Annotated in this window: 12 protein-coding genes; 6 read left to right on the forward strand and 6 right to left on the reverse strand. The window is 74.6% G+C overall.

Annotated features, from left to right (window positions below; genetic code table 11):
- Window positions 1-32: 32 nt before the first annotated feature.
- Together ACGFSC_RS05360 and ACGFSC_RS05365 are read right to left on the reverse strand one after the other, a co-directional pair.
- Window positions 33-776: a glycosyltransferase family 2 protein gene (locus ACGFSC_RS05360; RefSeq protein ID WP_359915221.1), complete on the reverse strand. Its 744-nt coding sequence runs from the start codon at window positions 774-776 to the stop codon at window positions 33-35.
- On the reverse strand, window positions 773-1,786 hold the full coding sequence (locus ACGFSC_RS05365; protein ID WP_359915223.1) for a 3-oxoacyl-[acyl-carrier-protein] synthase III C-terminal domain-containing protein: 1,014 nt from the start codon (window positions 1,784-1,786) through the stop codon (window positions 773-775). The genes ACGFSC_RS05360 and ACGFSC_RS05365 overlap by 4 nt, the downstream gene beginning before the upstream one ends.
- Before the next feature lie 221 nt (window positions 1,787-2,007).
- On the opposite strand from ACGFSC_RS05365, the gene ACGFSC_RS05370 reads away from it, so the two are divergent.
- Together ACGFSC_RS05370 and ACGFSC_RS05375 are read left to right on the forward strand one after the other, a co-directional pair.
- The gene (locus ACGFSC_RS05370; protein ID WP_359915225.1) at window positions 2,008-2,871 is read left to right on the forward strand and encodes an LLM class flavin-dependent oxidoreductase; all 864 of its coding nucleotides are present in this window, start codon (window positions 2,008-2,010) and stop codon (window positions 2,869-2,871) included.
- 243 nt (window positions 2,872-3,114) lie between these two features.
- Window positions 3,115-3,810: a phosphatase PAP2 family protein gene (locus ACGFSC_RS05375; RefSeq protein ID WP_359915227.1), complete on the forward strand. Its 696-nt coding sequence runs from the start codon at window positions 3,115-3,117 to the stop codon at window positions 3,808-3,810.
- Between the two features lie 71 nt (window positions 3,811-3,881).
- On the opposite strand, the gene dnaE is transcribed toward ACGFSC_RS05375, so the two are convergent.
- Both dnaE and ACGFSC_RS05385 read right to left on the reverse strand, forming a co-directional pair.
- On the reverse strand, window positions 3,882-7,445 hold the full coding sequence (gene dnaE / locus ACGFSC_RS05380; RefSeq protein ID WP_359909759.1) for a DNA polymerase III subunit alpha: 3,564 nt from the start codon (window positions 7,443-7,445) through the stop codon (window positions 3,882-3,884).
- A 361-nt stretch (window positions 7,446-7,806) separates the two neighbouring features.
- On the reverse strand, window positions 7,807-8,934 hold the full coding sequence (locus ACGFSC_RS05385; protein WP_359909757.1) for an NADH:flavin oxidoreductase: 1,128 nt from the start codon (window positions 8,932-8,934) through the stop codon (window positions 7,807-7,809).
- 429 nt (window positions 8,935-9,363) lie between these two features.
- On the opposite strand from ACGFSC_RS05385, the gene ACGFSC_RS05390 reads away from it, so the two are divergent.
- Window positions 9,364-10,908: an alpha/beta hydrolase gene (locus tag ACGFSC_RS05390; RefSeq protein WP_359909754.1), complete on the forward strand. Its 1,545-nt coding sequence runs from the start codon at window positions 9,364-9,366 to the stop codon at window positions 10,906-10,908.
- Window positions 10,909-11,032: 124 nt separating this feature from the next.
- On the opposite strand, the gene ACGFSC_RS05395 is transcribed toward ACGFSC_RS05390, so the two are convergent.
- Window positions 11,033-14,320, reverse strand: coding sequence for a BTAD domain-containing putative transcriptional regulator (locus tag ACGFSC_RS05395; RefSeq protein WP_359909751.1), 3,288 nt, complete (start codon window positions 14,318-14,320; stop codon window positions 11,033-11,035).
- 165 nt (window positions 14,321-14,485) lie between these two features.
- Complete coding sequence (locus ACGFSC_RS05400) at window positions 14,486-15,400, reverse strand: hypothetical protein (protein WP_359909748.1); 915 nt, start codon at window positions 15,398-15,400, stop codon at window positions 14,486-14,488.
- Between the two features lie 265 nt (window positions 15,401-15,665).
- Between ACGFSC_RS05400 and ACGFSC_RS05405 the strand changes: the two genes are divergently transcribed.
- The 3 genes from ACGFSC_RS05405 (at window position 15,666) to ACGFSC_RS05415 (ending at window position 19,351) form a co-directional block, all read left to right on the forward strand.
- Window positions 15,666-16,865 carry an FAD/NAD(P)-binding oxidoreductase gene (locus tag ACGFSC_RS05405; protein WP_359909745.1) on the forward strand — a complete coding sequence of 400 codons (1,200 nt, stop codon included), beginning with the start codon at window positions 15,666-15,668 and terminating at the stop codon, window positions 16,863-16,865.
- Between the two features lie 219 nt (window positions 16,866-17,084).
- The gene (locus ACGFSC_RS05410; RefSeq protein WP_359909742.1) at window positions 17,085-18,533 is read left to right on the forward strand and encodes an MBL fold metallo-hydrolase; all 1,449 of its coding nucleotides are present in this window, start codon (window positions 17,085-17,087) and stop codon (window positions 18,531-18,533) included.
- Window positions 18,530-19,351 carry a sulfite exporter TauE/SafE family protein gene (locus ACGFSC_RS05415; RefSeq protein WP_359909739.1) on the forward strand — a complete coding sequence of 274 codons (822 nt, stop codon included), beginning with the start codon at window positions 18,530-18,532 and terminating at the stop codon, window positions 19,349-19,351. The genes ACGFSC_RS05410 and ACGFSC_RS05415 overlap by 4 nt, the downstream gene beginning before the upstream one ends.
- The last annotated feature ends 19 nt before the right edge of the window (window positions 19,352-19,370 follow it).

Genomic DNA, 19,370 nt, shown 5'->3' on the forward strand with positions numbered 1-19,370 from the left:
TCCGATGGACGCCTGGACGCCTGGATGCAGGCTCAGCGGACGTCGACGGGGCGCGGTCCGGCCCCGCGCTCCAGGTACCAGCGCGCCGTGCCCACCACCCCGTACGCGCGGATCCGGCGCGTGGAGTTCTGCACCACCATGTCGCGGCGGCGCACCACCGCCGTGGTGTGCCGGCGGACCCTGTTGAGGAACGCCCGGTCGGTGGGGGAGGGTCGGCGGGGCATGCCGCCGACGGCCTGGTAGAGCTCGGCGGTGATCGCCATGTTGTTGCCCGCGTGCATCCGGTAGGGGGTCAGGTAGCCGTGCCGGCGGTGGTGGGCCGGCCGGATCCGGCCGAAGAAGGCGCCGAGGGCGACCAGCAGCAGGAACACCGCGCGTCCGGCCGGCCCGTGTTCGTCGCGGCGGGCGGTGACCCGGCCGCAGACGAGCCCTCCGCTGTCCAGCAGGCCGGCCCGGGCGGCGGCGGTCCAGCCGGGTTCGGGCAGGCAGTCGGCGTCGGTGCGGGCGAGCAGGGTGGCGCCGTGGGCGATCGCGTGGCGGAAGGCGGTGTCCACGGCGGAGCCGACGCCCTTCTCCGGCTCGACCAGCACCTCGACCGGGAACGGTGCGCGGGCGGCGAACGCGCGGACGGTGGCGACGGTGCCGTCGGTGGAGCCGTTGTCGGCGACGAGGAGGGTGAAGTCGCGGTCGCGCTGGGCGGTGAGGGCGCGCAGCACCCCGTCGATGCGGTCCTGCTCCTGGTAGGCGGGGACCACCACCCACAGATCGGTCCTCACGACGCCTCCCAGACCATGGTCATCAGGCTGACGCCGCCGCCGAGGCCGACCAGCAGGACCTTGTCCCCGGGGGCCAGCGTGTCGCGTATCCGGTCGAGTTGGACGCCCAGGGTGGCGCTGGCGACGTTGCCGATCTCCGGGACGGTGAGGACCAGCTTCCCGGCCGGCGCCCCGGTCAGTTCGACGAAGCGTTCCAGGTACGGGAGCGTCACCTGGTGCACCAGGACGCGGGCGTAGTCGTCCCAGCCGAGGCCGGTGCGGGCGGCGAGCCGGGCCAGAACGGCCGGGCCGATCGTCTCGAAGATGCCGCGCAACTCCTTGCCGCCGCCGCGGAAGTAGCTGTGCTCGTCGCCGCGCGGGTGCCGGGACCCGCCGCCGGGGATCCCGCCGGCCTCCCAGTGCTCGGAGGCGGTGGCGGTCTCGATGTCGAGGATGCCGCCCCGCTCGACGGCCTCGACGACGACGGCCGCCCCGGCGTCGCCGAAGGTGTAGCCGGCGAAGCCGTCGCGCACCTCCGCGATGCCGGAGGGAGCGCGGCGCATGGCCCGGCTGGGGGTCTCCCCGGTGACGACCAGGGCGCGGCGGGCCCGTCCGGCCAGGATCATCGCCCGGGCCAGGTCGATCCCGTTGAGGAAGCTGTTGCAGGCGTTGCTGACGTCCAACGCGTGGGCCCGGGTGCCGAGTTCGGCCTGCACGATGTGGGCGGTGGCGGGCTCGCAGACGTCCCGGGTGGCGGAGGCGAACAGCAGCAGGTCCACGTCCCGCGGATGCAGCCCGCGGGTGTCGAGGGCGCGCCGGGCGGCGCCGACGGCGAGGGTGGAGGCGTACTCGTCGTCGGCGGCGAAGTGCCGGCTGCGGATCCCGGTCGCCTTCTCGAACATCCGCTCCGGCAGGGCGAGTCGGCCGCCCGCGGCGATCTCGTCCTGAAGCTGCTGGGAGGTGAGCCGGCGGGCCGGCAGGTGGGAGCCGACGGCGGTGATGCCGATCCGCGGTATCGCTGCTGATTGCATGCCTCCATGCTCCGGCGATCACGGCCGGGCCGGCCTGAGTACGGGTACTCAGAGCGGCCCGTCCCGCTACCCGATCACGTCTGTGCAGGTGGACGGTTGCCGGGCTCGTCCTACCTCGTGAAGCCGCCGACGCCAGGACCCGGGTGACTTCCCGGGTGCTCGGGAAGCCTGATGGGGCACACGTCTTGCCCGCTCCGGGGCCGGCTGCGCATCCTGCTGGAATGCGCTTCTCCGTCAACATCCCCAACTTCGGTGACTTCGCCGACCCCCGCAATGTCGCGACCGTGGCCGCCGCCGCCGAACAGGCAGGCTGGGACGGCCTGTTCGTCTGGGACCACGTACTGCATCGACGACACCAGGGGCGTCCGTTCGCCGACCCCTGGATGCTGCTGACCGCGGCCGCGCTGGCGACCTCCCGGATCCGGCTGGGCACCCTGCTGACGCCGGTCCCCCGGTACCGGCCGCAGCAACTCGCCCGCCAGGTCGCCACCCTGGACGTCCTCAGCGGCGGCCGGGTGATCTTCGCCGCCGGCCTGGGCGGTCCGATCGAGGACGAATACCTCAGCTTCGGCGACACCTCCGAACCGCGCCTCCTGGCCGAACGACTGGACGAGGGGCTGGAGCTGTTGAGGCGCTTCTGGTCCGGCGAGGCGGTGGACCACCACGGCCGGCACTACGAGGTCCGGGACGTGACCTTGCTGCCCGCCGCCGCGCAGCGGCCCTGTCCGCCGGTGTGGATCGGCGGGTTCTGGCCGCGCCGCCCGCCGATGCGAAGGGCGGCGCGGTGGGACGGCGCGGTGCCGCTCTTCGAGACGGCCCGGCACGGCCAGGTGCCGGACGTGGCGGAGGTACGGGATCTGGTCGGCTATGTGCGCGGGCACCGTACGGTCGCGGCCGAGCGCCCCTTCGAGTTCGTGCTCGGCGGCGCCACGCCGCCGGACGCGGCCAGGGCCAGGGATGTGATCGGTCCGCTGCGCGACGCCGGTGCCACCTGGTGGGACGAGCGCCGGCTCCAGACCGGCCCGGACCTGGACCGGCTGCTCCCGGTGCTCCGCCGCGTCGAGGCGGGGCCGCCGGACCTCTGATCGGCCGTCGAGGGCGCGCCGCGCCGGTCGGTGGGGTTCGCCGGTGGCCCGGCGGGGCAGCGCGGGGCGGTGGCCGGGGCCGTTCAGGACGACCTGGTGAACCGGCGTCGACCGGCCGGGGGCCACGACCCGCGCGCGGCCGTGGCGGGGGCGCCGGCCGGTGCCGTCGGGCGCGGGCTCGCTACCCTGGCCGCGCGGGGCCGCGTTCCGGTGGCCCCGCGCGGTGCTGGCAGGAGGGCTGGGATGGCGGCTGACCGGATGACGGAGCGTCGGCGGTGGGTGGTGGTGCTCGTCGGTGCGTGGTCGGCCTTCGCGGTGGTCGCGGCCGTGGTGGCCGCGCACGGCTGGGCGCCGTTCGCCTTCGAGCAGGCCGCCATCGACTGGTGCACCGCGCATCGCCCGGAGCTCGCCCGAGCCGTGGCCATGGCCGTCACCTCCCTCGGCACCGGCGTGGTCCCCTACCTCCTCGCCCTGGCCGCGGGCGTCCTCACCGCCCTCGGGACCACCGGCTCGCCGAGGCGCCGGTGGACGACGGTACGGGCGCTGCTCCTGCCCGTGGTGTGGCTGGCGCTGGGGCAACTGCTGCGCCAGGGACTGATGCACGCCTTCGGCCGGCCCCGGCCGCCCGTGACGGACTGGGCGTTCACCGCCTCCGGTTTCGCCTTCCCCTCCGGGCACGCCTTCACGTCCGCCCTCTGCGCCGGCCTGCTCGCGCTCGCCGTCGCCCGTACGCGCCCGGCCGCCACCCGCGCGGCCGTCGTCGGCGCCGTGCTGTTCGCGGGCACGATCGGCCTGAGCCGTATCTACCTCGGCGTGCACTGGCCGCTGGACGTCCTCGCCGGCTGGCTGCTGGCCGTCGGCTGGCTGGCGGCCGGCGCCGCGGGCTCCTCGTACCTGCCGGAGTGCGCGAAGCGGTCCGGCGCGACCAGGAGCGGGTAACCGGGACCGCGTGGCCGGACCGCCGGGCCCGCCGCTTCCGTCCTGACCGGAAGCGGCGGGTCCGGCGCCGGTCAGGACCGGACGGCTGCGCCCACCCAGGCGCGGTTGCCGAGGAGGGTCTTGACGTCCGAGGCGAGCCCGTTGTCCGGGTTCACCCGGTATCCGAGCTCGTAGAGGGTGTCCTTGTCCCAGTTGGTGGTGCGCAGCCGGACCGGGACGTCGCCGGGGTGGGCCTGGAGGGCGAGCTTGAGTTCGGCGACCACCTGGGGGTTGATCCGGGCGGCCGGGACGGTGATGTGCACCGGCGGCTTGGTGCCGAGCTCGGCGGAGGAGACGTCGAGGGTGGTGATCTCCTGGCCGAAGACGCTCAGGGACCCGTCGCGTTCGTTGAGCCGGCCGCGGATCGAGATGACGTTGTCCTCGATCATCTGCTCGGCCATCAGGTTGTAGGTCGCGGGGAAGAACAGCACCTCGACGGAGCCGTCGCGGTCGGCGAGGGTGATGATGGCCCACGCGTTGCCGGCCTTGTTGATCCGCCGGTCGACGCCGGTGATCAGGCCGGACAGGCGCACCTCGCCCTCGGAGCGGCCGGAGCCGAGGAGTTCGGCGATCGAGGTGTCGCGGCTCTGGGAGAGGATGTGCTCGGCGCCGTCGAGCGGGTGACTGGAGACGTAGAGGCCGAGCATCTCGCGTTCCAGGGCGAGGAGTTGGCGGCGGGGCCATTCGTTCTCGGTGAGCTGGAAGTCCAGCCCGATGCCGGGTCCGTCGTTGCCGGTGTCCAGGGCGCCGAAGAGGTCGTCCTGGCCGATGGCCTGTTGCTTCTTCAGCCCGGTGACGGCGTCGATCGCGCTCTCGTGCACGGTGCTGAGCGAGAGCCGGGTGTGGCCGAGGGAGTCGAAGGCGCCCGCCTTGACGAGGGAGTCGACGGTGCGCTTGTTGCACACCACCAGTTCGACCTTGTCCAGGAAGTCGGCGAAGGAGGTGTACTTGCCCTGCTCGCCGCGGGTGCGCACCAGGGACTCGATCACGGGTACGCCGACGTTGCGCACGGCCTTGAGGCCGAACCGGACGTCGCTGCCGACGGCGGTGAAGTCGACCACGGACTCGTTGACGTCGGGGGAGAGGATCTTGATGCCCATCTGCCGGCACTCGGCCAGGTAGACCGCCATCTTGTCCTTGTCGTCGGCGACCGAGGTGAGCAGCGCGGCCATGTACTCCGCGGGGTAGTTGGCCTTGAGGTAGGCGGTCTGGTAGGAGACCAGGCCGTACGCGGCGGAGTGCGATTTGTTGAACGCGTAGCCGGCGAACGGGACCAGGACGTCCCAGACCGCCTGGATGGCCTCGTCGGAGTAGCCGCGCTCCTTGCAGCCGGCGTGGAAGGGGACGAACTCCTTCTCCAGCACCTCCTTCTTCTTCTTGCCCATCGCCCGGCGGAGCAGGTCGGCCTGGCCGAGCGAGTAGCCGGCGAGCACCTGGGCGGCGCGCTGGACCTGCTCCTGGTAGACGATGAGGCCGTAGGTGGGGCCGAGGACGTCCTTCAGCGGCTCCTCCAGCTCGGGGTGGATCGGGATGATCTCCTGCTGGGCGTTCTTGCGGAGCGCGTAGTTGGTGTGGGAGTTCATGCCCATCGGGCCGGGCCGGTAGAGCGCGGAGACGGCGGAGATGTCGGCGAACTCGGTGGGCTTCATCAGCTTGAGCAGGGCGCGCATGGGGCCGCCGTCGAGCTGGAACACGCCGAGGGTGTCGCCGCGGGCCAGCAGCTGGTAGGTGGTGGGGTCGTCGATCGGGATCTTCTCGATGTCGACGTCCACGCCCCGGTTGGCCTTGACGATCTTGATGCAGTGATCGATGATGCCCAGGTTCCGCAGCCCCAGGAAGTCCATCTTGATCAGGCCCATGGCTTCGCACGACGGGTAGTCGAAGCCGGTGATGATCACGCCGTCCTTGTCCCGCATGTGCAGCGGGATGAGGTCGAGCAGCGGAGTCGAGGAGAGGATGACGGCGGCGGCGTGCACACCGGTGCCGCGGATCAGGCCCTCGATGCCCAGTCCGGTGTCGATGATCTTCTTGACGTCGGACTCGTTCTCGTACAGCGAGCGGATCTCGGTGCCCTCGTTGTACCGCGGGTGCTTCTCGTTGAAGAGGTCCGCCAGTGGGACGCCCTTGCCCATGACGTCCGGCGGCATCGCCTTGGTGATCCGGTCGCCCATCGCGAACGGGTAGCCGAGGATGCGGTTGGCGTCCTTGACGGCGGCCTTGGCCTTGATCGTGCCGAAGGTGTTGACCTGGGCGGTGTAGGCGGAGCCGTACTTCTCGGTGACGTAGCGCACCATCTGGTCGCGCTGGCGGTCGTCGAAGTCGATGTCGACGTCCGGGGGGTTGATGCGCTCGGGGTTCAGGAACCGCTCGAACAGCAGGTCGTGCTCCAGCGGGTCCAGCTCGGTGATCCGGGTCAGGTAGGAGACCATCGAGCCGGCCGCCGAGCCTCGGCCCGGGCCGACCGGGATGCCGTTGTCCCGGGCGTACTGGCAGATGTCGGCGACCACGAGGAAGTAGGCGTCGAAGCCCATCGGGGAGATGACGCCCATCTCCAGTTCGACCCGGTCCAGCACCTCCTGGCTCGGGTTGTCGCCGTAGCGGTGCTTGAGGCCGGCGGCGATCTTCTGGCGCAGGAACGAGGCCTGGGTCTCGCCCTCCGGCACGTCGAACTGCGGCATCCGGTCGACGTAGTTGAAGACCTCGTCGTACGACTCGACCCGCTCGGCGATCGCGAGCGTGTTGTCGCAGGCCTCCGGCAGTTCGCGGAAGAGCTCGCGCATCTCCTCGGCGGTCTTCACGTAGTAGCCGCTGCCGTTGAACTTGAACCGGTTCGGGTCGTCCTTGTTCTTGCCCACGCCGACGCAGAGCAGGCTGTCGTGGGCGTCGGCCTGGTCGGCGGTCACGTAGTGCGAGTCGTTGGTGGCCAGCAGCGGGATGTTCAGCTGCTTGGCCAGGCGCAGCAGGTCCTCGCGGACGTCCCTCTCGATGGACAGGTCGTGGTCCATCAGCTCCAGGAAGTAGTTCTCCTTCCCGAAGATGTCCTGATAGGCGCCGGCGGCCTTCACGGCCTCCTCGTACTGCCCGAGCCGCAGCCGGGTCTGCACCTCGCCGGAGGGGCAGCCGGTGGTGGCGATGATGCCGGTCGCGTTGGCGGCGATCAGCTCGCGGTCCATCCGGGGCTTCATGTAGTAGCCCTCCATCGACGCGAGCGAGGAGAGCTTGAAGAGGTTCCGCAGACCGGTGGCGTTCTGTGCCCACATGGTCATGTGGGTGTAGCGGCCGCCGCCGGAGACGTCCTTGCCGCCCTCGCCGTCGGCGCCGGACGGGCGCTGGCCGCCCGGCGACCAGAACACCTGCTTCTTCAGGAAGCGGGAGGCCGGGGCGACGTACGCCTCGATGCCGATGATCGGCTTCACCCCGGTCTTCGCGGCGGAGTGGAAGAACTCGTAGGCGCCGAACATGTTGCCGTGGTCGCTCATCGCGATGGCGGGCATGCCCTGTCTCTCCGCCTCGGCGAAGAGCTTGCCGTTCTTCGCCGCCCCGTCCAGCATCGAGTACTCGGTGTGGACGTGCAGGTGCGCGAAGCTGTCGGACACGGCGCTGTGCTCCAGGAAGGGGTGTCGGTCGGGGAGCGTCCCACGCTAGCCGATCGGCGGGGGCGACGCGCCGGGCCGGGGTCCCGTTGCCGGGACCTTGACGCATCCTCCCCGGTTCCCCGACGGGCGACGGCACGTCCGGGTAGGGTGGGGCCCGTTTGCCCGGGGGCGTGGCCCGGGGGCGTGGCGCGGGGGCGCGGCGGAGGCAGGCCGACGCGAGGGCAGGCCTGCCAACTCGACTGCGGGGCAGTCGGGTTGTGCAGCAGTGGAGCAGCGGAGCAGTGGGGCCCGGGGTCGGGCCTCGCCCGGCCCGCCGGACCCGGCCGCACGCGCGGTGCGGCCGGGCCCTCGGGCGCGGTGGTCAGCTCAGGGTGCGGATCGCGGCGGCGTCGTAGGGGCGCAGGTCGTCGAAGCGGCCGGAGAGGACCTTGGCGGCCCACTGCGGGTCCTGGAGCAGGGCGCGGCCGACGGCGACCAGGTCGAACTCGTCGCGCTCCAGCCGGTCGAGCAGGTTGTCGATGCCCCGGACCGGGGAGCCCTCGCCCGCGAACGCGCGGACGAAGTCGCCGTCGAGGCCGACCGAGCCGACGGTGATGGCGGGGCGGCCGGTGAGCTTCCTGGTCCAGCCGGCGAGGTTGAGGTCCGAGTCCTCGAACTCGGGGACCCAGTAGCGGCGGGTCGAGGCGTGGAAGGCGTCGACGCCGGCCGCGGCGAGCGGGGCGAGGATCGCCTCCAGCTCCTGGGGCGTCTCGGCGAGACGGGCCTCGTAGTTCTCCGACTTCCACTGCGAGTAGCGGAAGATCACCGGGAACTCCGGGGAGACGGCCTCGCGCACCGCGGCGACGAGCTCGGCCGTGAACGCCGTCCGGGCGACCGCGTCGCCCCCGTAGGCGTCGGTGCGGCGGTTGGTGCCCGCCCACAGGAACTGGTCGAGCAGGTAGCCGTGAGCGCCGTGCAGTTCCACGCCGTCGAAGCCGATCCGCTCGGCGGCCGCGGCGGCCTCGGCGAACGCGCCGATGACGGCGTCCAGGTCGGCCCGGGTCATCGCCCGACCGGTTCCCTCGGTCCCGTCCAGCCGGATCCCGGACGGGCCGACGGCGGGGGCGTCGGCGAACGGCGGGTCGCCCTGCTTGCGCACCATGCCGATGTGCCAGAGCTGCGGCACGATGGTGCCGCCCGCCGCGTGGACGGCCTCGGCGACGCGGGCCCACCCGGCCAGCTGCTCCTCGCCGTGGAAGCGCGGGATGTCGTCGCTCTGGCCGGCCGACTCGTGGCCGACGTACGTGCCCTCGGTGACGATCAGGCCCACGCCGGCGGCGGCGCGGCGGGCGTAGTACGAGCGCACGTCCTCGCCGGGTACGCCGCCGGGGGAGAACCTGCGCGTCATCGGCGCCATCGCGATGCGGTTGGGCACGGTCAGCCCGTTGATCGTGACGGGCCGGGACAGGATCCCGGCCGCGCGGGAGGCCGGGTTCTCGGTGACGGTCATGGGATTCCTCGCGGTAGCGGCAGCGATGGCGTGCGCCGGGGCGGAAGCGGTCGCCCGTGCCAACCACCCCGGCGGCCCCCGCATTTCGCCGACCCCGCCCGACCGGCTGTGATCCGCGCCACTGCGCGCCGCGCGCCGCGCCCCCTCGGGGCCGGGGCGCGGCCGCCCGCCGGCCGTGCCCCCCGCCGGCGTGCCCCCCGCTACGGGTGAGCCGCAGGCCTGCCGGCCGGGGTGGCTGCCAGCGCTCTGCCAGGGGTCTGCCAGCGAGGTGCGGAACGGTGGGACGCGTCGGGAGGAGCGCCGCGACCGAGGAGCGCGCGACCGCCCGGCCACGGACGAAAGGACTCCCGCATGACTCGCACATCCCGTCCCACCGGCCCCGTCGGGGGCCGCCGCCGGCCGAGGGCGTCCCGCACGGCGGGGCACCGCGTGGCGACCGCCTGGCGTCTGGGCGCGGGCGCGGTGGCCGCCGCCCTGCTGGCCGCGACGGCCCCCGCGCCCGCTGCCGCCGCCGCGGACACCGCGCCGGTGCCGCGGCTCGACTGGGCGAGCTGCGGGGACGGCTTCGAGTGCGCGAGCGCCCGCGTCCCGCTCGACCACCACGACCCGCGCGGGGCGGGCCTGGACCTCTCCGTCATTCGTCACCCGGCGAGCGACCCGGCCCACCGGATCGGCTCGCTGTTCTACAACCCCGGCGGCCCGGCCGTGCCCGGCACCGCGGCCCTGCCCGCGATGCTCGACCTCTTCCCCGAGGAGGTCCGCGCGCGCTTCGACATCGTCGGCTTCGACCCGCGGGGCACCGGCGGCAGCGCCGGCGTCCAGTGCTTCGAGAACCCGGCGGACGAGCAGGCCCTGCTGGCCGGCACCGCGGCCGGCTACCCCGAGGGCGCCGTCCAGCAGCGGGCGTGGACCGATGCCTACCGGCGCCTCGGGCGGCAGTGCGGGGCCCGCGACGCCGCCCTGCTGTCCCACGTCTCCACCGCGAACGTCGCCCGGGACATGGACCTGCTGCGCCGCGCGGTCGGCGACCGGCAGCTCAGCTACCTGGGCACCTCGTACGGCAGCTACCTGGGTGCCACCTACGCCAACCTGTTCCCCGGCCGGGTCCGCGCCATGGTCCTGGACAGCGCCATGGACCCGGTGGCCTGGTCCACCGGCCGGAACGGGCAGGCCGCGGCCGAGGGCACCCTCCTGCGCAACGGCGACGACCTGGCCGCCGGCCGGATCCTCGACGCCTTCCTCGACCGGTGCGGTCGGGTCGGCCCGCAGGCGTGCGCCTTCTCCGCCGGGACGGCCACCGCCACGCGTGACCGGTTCGCCGAGCTGCTCCAGCGGCTGCGGACCCGGCCGGTCGCCGTCTCCGGCACGACCTTCACCGCCGGTTCGGCCCTGGAGACGACGGTCCTCTCGCTCTACGCGGCGAACCCCGTCCCCGGCCTGCCCGGCACGGGCTGGTCCCGGCTCGGCGGCACGCTCCAGGCCCTGTGGACCGCCACCGAGGCACCCGCCGCGCCGCTGCCGCCCGTCTCCCACGCGTCCCCCGACCAGGCGCTCGCGGTGATGTGCTCGGACAGTGCCAACCCGCCGGCCGGTGCCGACTACCCGGCCCAGGCGGCACTCGCCCGATCCCGTTCCGGCGAGGTCGGCCCGTACTTCGCGTGGGCCGCGGAGCGCTGCGCCGACTGGCCCGTCCGGGACCGCGACCGCTACGACGGCCCGTGGAACCACCCGACCGCCCGGCCGATCCTGGTCGTCGCCGCCACCGGGGACCCGGGCATGCCGTACGAGGGGTCCCGCGCCATGGCCCGGTCGCTCGCCCGCGCCGAACTGCTGACCGTCGACGGCTACGGCCACACGGTCCTGGCCAACCCCAGCGGCTGCGCGGCCCGGTACGAGACGCGCTACCTGATCGACGGCGTGCTCCCGGCGCGCGGGACGGTCTGCGCATCCGACCGGCAGCCCTTCGCGGGCTGAGCCGACCGGTCCGCCCAGCCCCGGCAGCGGGGCCGTGCGGACCTGTCCGCCGTGCGGGTCGTGCGGGTCGTGCGGGCCGTGCGGACCGTCGGACGCTCCCTCGCCGACCGTCCCGGCGGAACCGTCAGCCTGCCTCCCGGGCCAGCGACTCCGGTCGCGACAGCGCCCGGCCGCGTTCCCAGGCGCTGCGGAAGCCGTCCTCACCGAGCGCCTCGGCGCAGCCGTCCAGGACGGCGCGCAGCTCCGGGTCGCCCGGGTCATGGGCTCCGCGCAGCGCGTACGCCGCGCCCAGTGCGGCCGCGCCCCGGGTCGGCTCGCCCTGGGCCAGGCAGTACTCGGCGAAGCCCTCCAGCACGTCGGCGCGGACCGGCCGGTCACCGCCCTCCGCGGCCAGCTCCAGTGCCCGGCGGTGCAGCGGGCCGGCCTGCTCGGGCGTGCGGAGGCGAAGCCGGATGCGGCCCAGGCTGGTGTGCAGCAGGGCGAGCAGGTGCCGCCGGGTGGGAGCCGCGGCGTCGGCCGGGGAGAGGCGCTCCAGCCTCCGTAGCGTCTCCTGCTGGTCGCGCAGCGCCGCCGTCAAGTCGCCGGTCCTTCTGGCGAGTTCACCGAGCGCGTAGCGGGACGCGGCCTGGAGGTGCGGGTCCCGCGCCCGTACGGCGGCGGCCAGCGCGCGTTCCAGGTCGGCCCGGGCCTCGTCCGGCTCGCCGTTCCGGGTCCTTAGCCGGCCGGACAGCAGCAGCGGCAGCGGGGCGTCGCCGGCGCCGCCCATCCGGGCGTCGCAGTCGCGGGCCTGGAGGAGCGCGGTCAGCGCCTCGTCGGCCGCGCCGGTGACGGACAGCAGCGCGGCCAGCGTGACCAGGGCCATCGCCAGGCCCCAGCGGTCACCGAGCGCCCGGAAGCCGTCCACCGCGGTCCGCAGACCGTGCTCGGCCTCCGCGATCCGGCCGGCGCCCAGCTCGACGCGGCCGAGCGCCAGATGGGCGCCGGCCCGGACCCAGGCGTCGGGATGCCCGAGGAACCGCTCCGCCGCCGCGCTCGTGGCCCCGGGCGGCCCGCCCAGGGCCAGCAGGAGCGCCGCCCCGAGCGCGACCGGGTGGTCCGCCTCCAGCGCCGTGACCAGCGCCTGCCCCATCGCCTCGGCCGGGGCCGCCGTCCCGTCCGGATCCCGCAGTGGCACGGTGAGCCCGGAGAGGATCACGCACAGCGCGTGCGCCTGCTCCAGGCCGGGCGGCGGGGTGTGGCCGTGAGCCGCGAGGACGGCCGTCGTCCACTCGCCGGCCTCGTGTCCCTGACCGCGCATCAGCCACGGCCAGACCCGGGCGGCCGCCAACCGCAGCGCGTGCTCCGGCGGGCCGACGGCGACCGCCCGGCGCAGCGCCGCGTCCAGGTTGAGGTGCTCGGCGTCCAGCCGGGCCAGCCGGTTCAGCTGGTCGTCCGTGCGCAACCGGGGTTCGGCGGTCTCGGCGAGGGCGAGGTAGCGGCCCAGGTGCTCGGCGCCGGTCCGGTCCGCCTCCCCGGCCGCGACGAGCTGTTCGGCGGCGTACTCGCGAACGGTCTCCAGCAGCCGGAACCGCAGCGGCCCGCCGCCCCGGCCGGTGGCCACCACCAGGGATTTCTCGACCAGGGACGCCAGCAGGTCCTCCACGGCCACCACGTCCGGTGCCGGACCGCCCGGCCAACGGCCGGAGCAGACTCGGTGGGCGTCGGACAGGAGCGCCCCGCCGGCGAACACCGACAGCCGCCGCAGCAGGACGCGTTCGTCCTCGTCGAGCAGGTCCCAGCTCCAGCCGATGACGGCGCGCAGCGTGCGATGCCGGCCGGGGGCGGTGCGGGGGCCCCGGTCCAGCAGCCGGAGCCGGTCGTGCAGCCGCGCCGCGAGGTGCCCGGGGCCGAGGGAGCGCAGTCGTGCCGCCGCCAGCTCCAGGGCGAGCGGAAGGCCGTCCAGTTCCCGGCAGATCCGGACGACGGGCTCGACGGTGTTCCGGTCGAGGGTGAAGTCCGGGGCCGCCGCGGCGGCCCGTTCGGCGAACAGGGCGACGGCGGGGTGGGCGAGCGCCTCCTCCGCGGTGGTGGCCGGCGGGGGTACGGCGAGCGGGGGTACCGGCCAGAGGGTCTCGCCGGTCAGCCCGAGCGGTTCCCGGCTGGTGGCCAGCACGGTGAGGCCCGGCACGGCGGTCAGCAGTCGGTGGGCCAGCCGGGCCGCGGCCTCGACCACGTGTTCGCAGTTGTCCAGGACGAGCAGGGTCTCGCGGCCCTCCAACGCGCGGACGATGCGGTCGACCGGATCGCCGGCCGGGGTGCCGACGGGCGGTCCGTCCGCCGGCACCCCGGAGTCCTGCGGCGGACGGACCGCCGTCAGGACGGCCCGGGCCACCGCGTCGGGGGTGCCGACGTCGGGGGCGTTGACGTCGGGGATGCTGACATCGGCCAGTTCCGCCAGCCGTACGTCGGTTCCGACAGGCGCAGCGGCCGCGACCGCGACCGCCAGCCGGGTCTTGCCGACGCCGCCCGGCCCGGTGAGCGTCACCAGGCGCGACCGGCCGAGCCGCTCCCGGATCGCCGTCACCGCGTCGTCGCGGCCGACCAGGCCGGTCAGCCAGGTGGGCAGCGCGGCGCGTCCGGCCGGACTGCCCACGGGCGCCGGGGCAGGTCCTGACCTCGGCGGCTCGGCGCCGGACAGCACCCGCAGGTGGACGTCCCGCAGTTCGGCGGACGGGTCGGCGCCCAGTTCCCCGGCCAGCGCCCGCCGGGTGCGTTCGAACACCTCCAGCGCCGCGGCCTGCTGCCCGTTCGTCTCCAGCGCGCGCATCAGACGGGCCGCGGCCCGCTCGCGCAGCGGGTTGGCCGCGCAGAGTTCGGTGAGCTCCGCGACCAGTCCCGGCACGCGGTCGGCCGCGCCGAGCGCGAGGACCGCGTCCGCGTGGTCCTCGGCCGCCGACAGCCGCAGTTCGGCCAGCCGGGCCGCCGGTGCGGCGGCGAATCCGGCGCCCTCGGCCTCCGTGAACGGTGCCCCGCGCCACAGCTTCACCGCCTCGCCCAGCACGGTGGCCGCCTCGGCGAACCCGCCCGCCGCCAGCGCCGCCCGCCCGGCCGTCACGCGCTGCTCGAAGTCCCAGGCGTCCACGCTCGCCCGGGGCAGGTCGAGCAGGTACCCGGCGGGATGCGAGCCGATCACCGTCCGGTCCGCCCCCAGCGCCCGGCGGAGCCGGGAGACCAGGGACTGCACGGCGCCGGCCGGCTCATCCGGTGGCGTGTCCCCCCAGAGGTCGTCGACCAGCCGCTCGCGGGTGACCACCCGCCCGGGGTCGAGGGCCAGCCGGACCAGCAGCAGCCGCAGCCGCGCCCCGCCGACCTCGACGGTGCGCCCGTCCTCTCCCCGTACGACCTGGAGAGGCCCCAGAACCTTGATCCGCATGCCGCCCGTCCTCGCTCGGCCCCGCCCGACAAACAAGATCATTATCCTGGGGCCCGGGGGCAGCTCGGGTCCTGGGGCAGCTCGGCTCCGGGGGCAGGTCGGGCCGGGGCGAGTTCGGGCGGGGGCCGACCGGGGCGGTCGGCGAGCCGTGCGGGCGCTGCCCGGCTACGGGCGGAAGCGGGGCCGGCCGAGGACGTAGCTGCGCAGGTCGATGTCCTCGGGCAGGGCGGGTGCGGTGCCGGGGAGGGCGACGGCGCCGACCGCGACGATGAACGTCCTGGTCACGGCGTCGCTCCCCTTCTTGGTCCGCGGGGCCTGGAAGAGCAGGTAGCGGGCCAGCAGGTAGTCCTCGGTGGTGAGGCGGGGGCGGGCCAGGAGGTCCAGGGCGGCGGCGTGCAGGACGGCGCCGTCCCGGGGCGCGGGGGTGGCGGTGTAGATCGGCGTGCCGCCGCTCTCGATCCAGGAGGTGTCCAGGCCGCGGGCCGCGTACCGGGCGACGAGTTCGGCGTCGGTGCGGCGGGCGGCGTCTCCCCGCAGGAGGCGGTTGCCGGCGATCCGCCGTCCGTCCGGCAGGAGCACCCGGTTCTGGAGGATGTCGCCCGTGACGCCCTCGGCGGCGAAGCGCCGCTCGGCGAGACGGCCGTAGCGGAGCATGGCCTCCCAGGCCGGGGTCGCGCGGCCGCCGGTGTAGGTGCGGGTGGTCCGGTCCCATCGAGCGCCCTCGCGCAGACGGCCGACCTCGCCGAGGCGGTCGTAGTTGGTGTCGCCCTCCCGGATCGGGGTGCGGAAGCGCTCCGGGTTGAAGGCGGTGCCGGCGATGCCGGGAGGCGGGCCCATCGTGACGGCGAGGCGGTAGCGCCAGTCGACCAGCCGCGCGTGGACGGTGGCCAGCGCGGCGACCCGGGCGGGCCGGTCCCCGGCGGTCTCCCACATCCGGGCCAGCAGGCCGGCCGCTTCGGTGGCGGCGGCCGCCTGCCCGGTGGCGAAGGCGCGGGCCGGGGCCTGTCCGGCGGGGTCGGCGAAGCGCAGGGCGAGCGGGCTGGTGGGGAAGTCGCCGGGGGTGATGCGTGCGGTGGGCACGGCTCCCTCCTGGACGCTCCGCTTGTCACCCGGCAACGACGACCTCCAAGTCGGGCCTGACCATGGCCCGTTCATCGTTTCATCACGCGCTGCCGGGTGTCGGGGAATCCGTGCAAGTCCCGTTCGGCACGTCGGCCGGACGCCGCCCGGGGCGGTCGATCAGGGCGGCGCCGTGCCCCGGAGGCAAATGTACGGACAATGGCTTGCGGTCCGTGGCGGGTCCGACCTAGCTTAATGTCCGTACATTTCGCCAGGGAGGGTCCACTTGATAACCAGGCATCACCGGATCGTGATCATCGGCGGCGGGACCGCGGGGATCTCGGTCGCGGCCCGGCTGCGCCGCGCCGGCCAGCGGGACGTCGCGGTGCTCGATCCGAGCGGTCATCACTACTACCAGCCGCTGTGGACGCTGGTCGGCGGAGGCCGGGCGCCGCTGGCGGAGAGCATCCGGCCCCAGGCGTCCGTCATGCCGAAGGGCGTGCAGTGGATACGCCGCGCCGCGGTCGCCGTCGACCCCGAGGCCCGGGAGGTGGCGCTGGACGACGGCGGCACGGTCTCCTACGACCACCTCGTGGTCTGCCCCGGCATCCAACTGGACTGGGACCGGATACCGGGCCTGGAAGCCGGGCTCGGCCAGGACGGACTGTCCAGCAACTACCTGCCGCAGCACGCCCCCGCGACCTGGCGCTTCATCCGCGGGACCCGCTCCGGCAGCGCGGTGTTCAGCATGCCCGCGGGAGCCATCAAGTGCGGCGGCGCCCCGCAGAAGATCGCCTACCTGGCCGCCGACCACTGGCGCAGGGAGGGCGTGCTCGGCAGGATCGACGTCCACCTGGTGATCCCCGGCACCGCCATCTTCGGCGTCCCGGAGTTCGCCCGCGTCCTCGAAGGCGTGGTCCGCCGCTACGGCATCAAGGTCCACTACGGGAGCGAGGTCACCGAGGTGCGCCCGGAGGCCCGCGAGGTGGTCGTCACCGATCTGGGGACCGGGGGCAGGACGACCCTGCCGTACGACGTCGCCCACCTGGTGCCGCCGCAGAGCGCCCCGGACTGGATCAAGCGCGGCCCGCTCGCCGGTGCCGACGACCCGGCCGGCTACGTCGAGATCGACAAGTACACCATGCGGCACGTCCGTTACCCCAACGTGTGGGCGCTCGGTGACGCCGGATCCTCCCCGAACTCCAAGACCGGCGCCGCGGTGCGCAAGCAGGCCCCGGTGCTCGTCGAGAACCTCCTCGCCACCCTCGACGGCCGCGAGCCCGAGGCCGCGTACGACGGCTACGCCTCCTGCCCGCTGACCACCGCCCGCAACAAGATGCTGCTCGCCGAGTTCGACTACAGCGGGCGGCCCGCCCCGTCGATCCCGGTGATCAACACCGTCCGCGAGCGCACCGACATGTGGTACCTCAAGCGGCGCGGGCTGCCGTTCCTCTACTGGAACCTCATGCTCCGCGGGCTTGCCTGACCCTCGCGGTCACGCACCCCCGGGCGCCCGCGCGCCCCGGATCTCCCGTACGGCCCACCACTCGGGCCTCCCGCCGGCGCGGCCCTTCGCGCGCCCACGGCGTGCTGCCGGGCGACATCCCGCCCGTACCCGCATCCGCCCGTACCCACGCCCGCCCGTACCCACGCCCCGCCCCCAAGGCCGCGGGGCGCAGCCACCCTCCACCCTCAGGAGCCCCGGATGACGACGCCCGCCGGACAACTGGTCTTCGTGCAGTTCTACCTCGACTGCCTCTCCCACGCCTCGTACCTCGTCGGTGACCGCACCACCGGCCGGGCCGTCGTGGTCGACCCCCAGCGCGACGTCCGCGAGTACCTCGCCGCCGCCGAACAGCACGGACTGACCATCGAGCGGGTCATCGAGACCCACATCCACGCGGACTTCCTCTCCGGCCACCTGGAACTCGCCGAGCGCACCGGCGCGCGCATCTCCTACGGCTCCGCCGCCGCGCTGGACTTCGACACCGACCCCCTGGGCGACGGCGAGCGGATCGGCCTCGGCGAGGTCGACCTGGAGATCCTGCACACCCCGGGCCACACCCCCGAATCGATCTGCGTCCTCGTGCGCGAACACGCCGGTGACGCCGTCCCGTTCGGTGTGCTCACCGGCGACACGCTGTTCATCGGCGACGTCGGCCGCCCCGACCTGCTCAGCTCGCGCGGGCGGTCCGCCGAGGAGATGGCCCGCCTGCTGTACCGCTCCACCCGGGCCCTGCTGACCCTCCCCGACGACACGCGCGTCTACCCGGCGCACGGCGCCGGCTCGGCCTGCGGCAAGAACCTCTCCACCGAGCTGAGCTGCACGATCGGCAACCAGCGCCGCGGCAACTACGCCCTGGCCGACATGACCGAGGACGAGTTCGTCGCCGTGGTGACCGCCGGCCAGCCCGCCGCGCCCGCCTACTTCGCGTTCACCTCGGTGCGCAACCGCCAGGCCCGTCCGGTCCTGGACGAGGACACCCCCGTCCCGCCGCTCACCCCGGAGGCGTTCCTCCAGGCCCGGGCGGGCGGCGCCACCGTGCTGGACACCCGGGATCCGGAGGCGTTCGCCGCCGCCCACCTGCACGGCGCGGTCAACATCCCCCTCGGCGGCCGGTTCGCCGAACTCGCCGGCCAGGTGCTCGACGCCCAGGACGCCGTCGTCCTGTGCGGCGACCCGGACACGGCGACCGAGGCCCGGACCCGCCTCGCCCGGATCGGCTTCGACCGCGTCCTGGGCGCCCTGGGCACCGCCGTCGAGGCGATCGACGCCGCGCACCTGACCTCGGTCGCGCGCGTGGACGCCGACGACCTCGCCCGCTCCCTCGCCCGCTCCACCGACGGTCAACTCGTCGAGGGCGAGGCCGACTTCACGCTGCTGGACGTACGCGGCCCGGGCGAGACGCAGGACAAGGGCACCCTCCCCGGCGCCCGGCTCCTCCCGCTGCCCGAACTGCTCGCCCGCCTGGGCGAACTGCCGACCGATCAGCCGCTGACCGTCATCTGCGCGGGCGGCAACCGCTCCTCGGTGGCCGCGTCCGTGCTGCGCGCCCGCGGCTTCGAGGCCGTCGACCTGCGCGGCGGCTTCGCCGCCTGGAACGGCGAGGTCGTGCGCCCCGCCGGCCAGGCCGCGGACGGCGTCACGGCGTGAGCGTCCTGATCACCGCTCTGCTCTGTGGAGCCGTGGTCGGCGTGGCCCTCGGCGCGCTGGGCGGCGGCGGGGGAGTGCTCGCGGTCCCGGCCCTGGTGTACCTGCTGGGCCTGTCGCCCTCCGACGCCGGGACCACCAGCCTGGTCATCGTCACCGCCACCTCCGTCACCGCGCTGACCCGCCACGCGGGCAGCGGCACCGTCCAGTGGCGCACCGGCGCACTGTTCGCCGCGGCCGGCGTGCTCCCCGCCATCGGGGCGTCCGTGCTCGCCCACCGCATCCCGCAGCCGGTGCTGACCTCCGCGTTCGCCGTCCTGGCCGCGCTGGCCGCCGCGGTGATGCTGCGCGGCGCCCGAAGCGCGCGGCGCGTGCCGGCCGGGGCGGCCGCGGAAGGCGGGGAGGCCGGGGACGGCGGCGGCGCCGCTCCGTCCGCGAGACCGGCCGGCCGGGACGGGCACCTGGGCACGGTCGCGGCCGGCGCGGGCCTCGGGGCGGTGACCGGCCTGCTGGGAGTCGGCGGCGGCTTCCTCGCGGTGCCCGCGCTGGTGTCGGTGCTCCGGCTGCCGATGCGCAAGGCCGTCGGTACCAGCCTGGTGGTCATCGTCGTCAACTCGGTGGTCTCCCTCGGCACCCGCCTGACGGTCACGGACATCTCCGTCGACCCGGCGGTCTTCGGGCCGTTCGTGGGCGCCGCGGTCCTCGGCGCCTGGGACGGCAAGCGACTGGCGGCCAAGCTCTCCGGCGCGGCCCTGCAGCGGGCCTTCGCCGTCGTCCTGCTCGCGGTGGCGGCCTTCATGCTGATCGGCTCCTTCGCCTGACGGCCTCCGCGTGAGCGCG

The organism is Kitasatospora sp. NPDC048715 (assembly GCF_043198905.1).
Lineage (GTDB): Bacteria > Actinomycetota > Actinomycetes > Streptomycetales > Streptomycetaceae > Kitasatospora > Kitasatospora lactacystinica.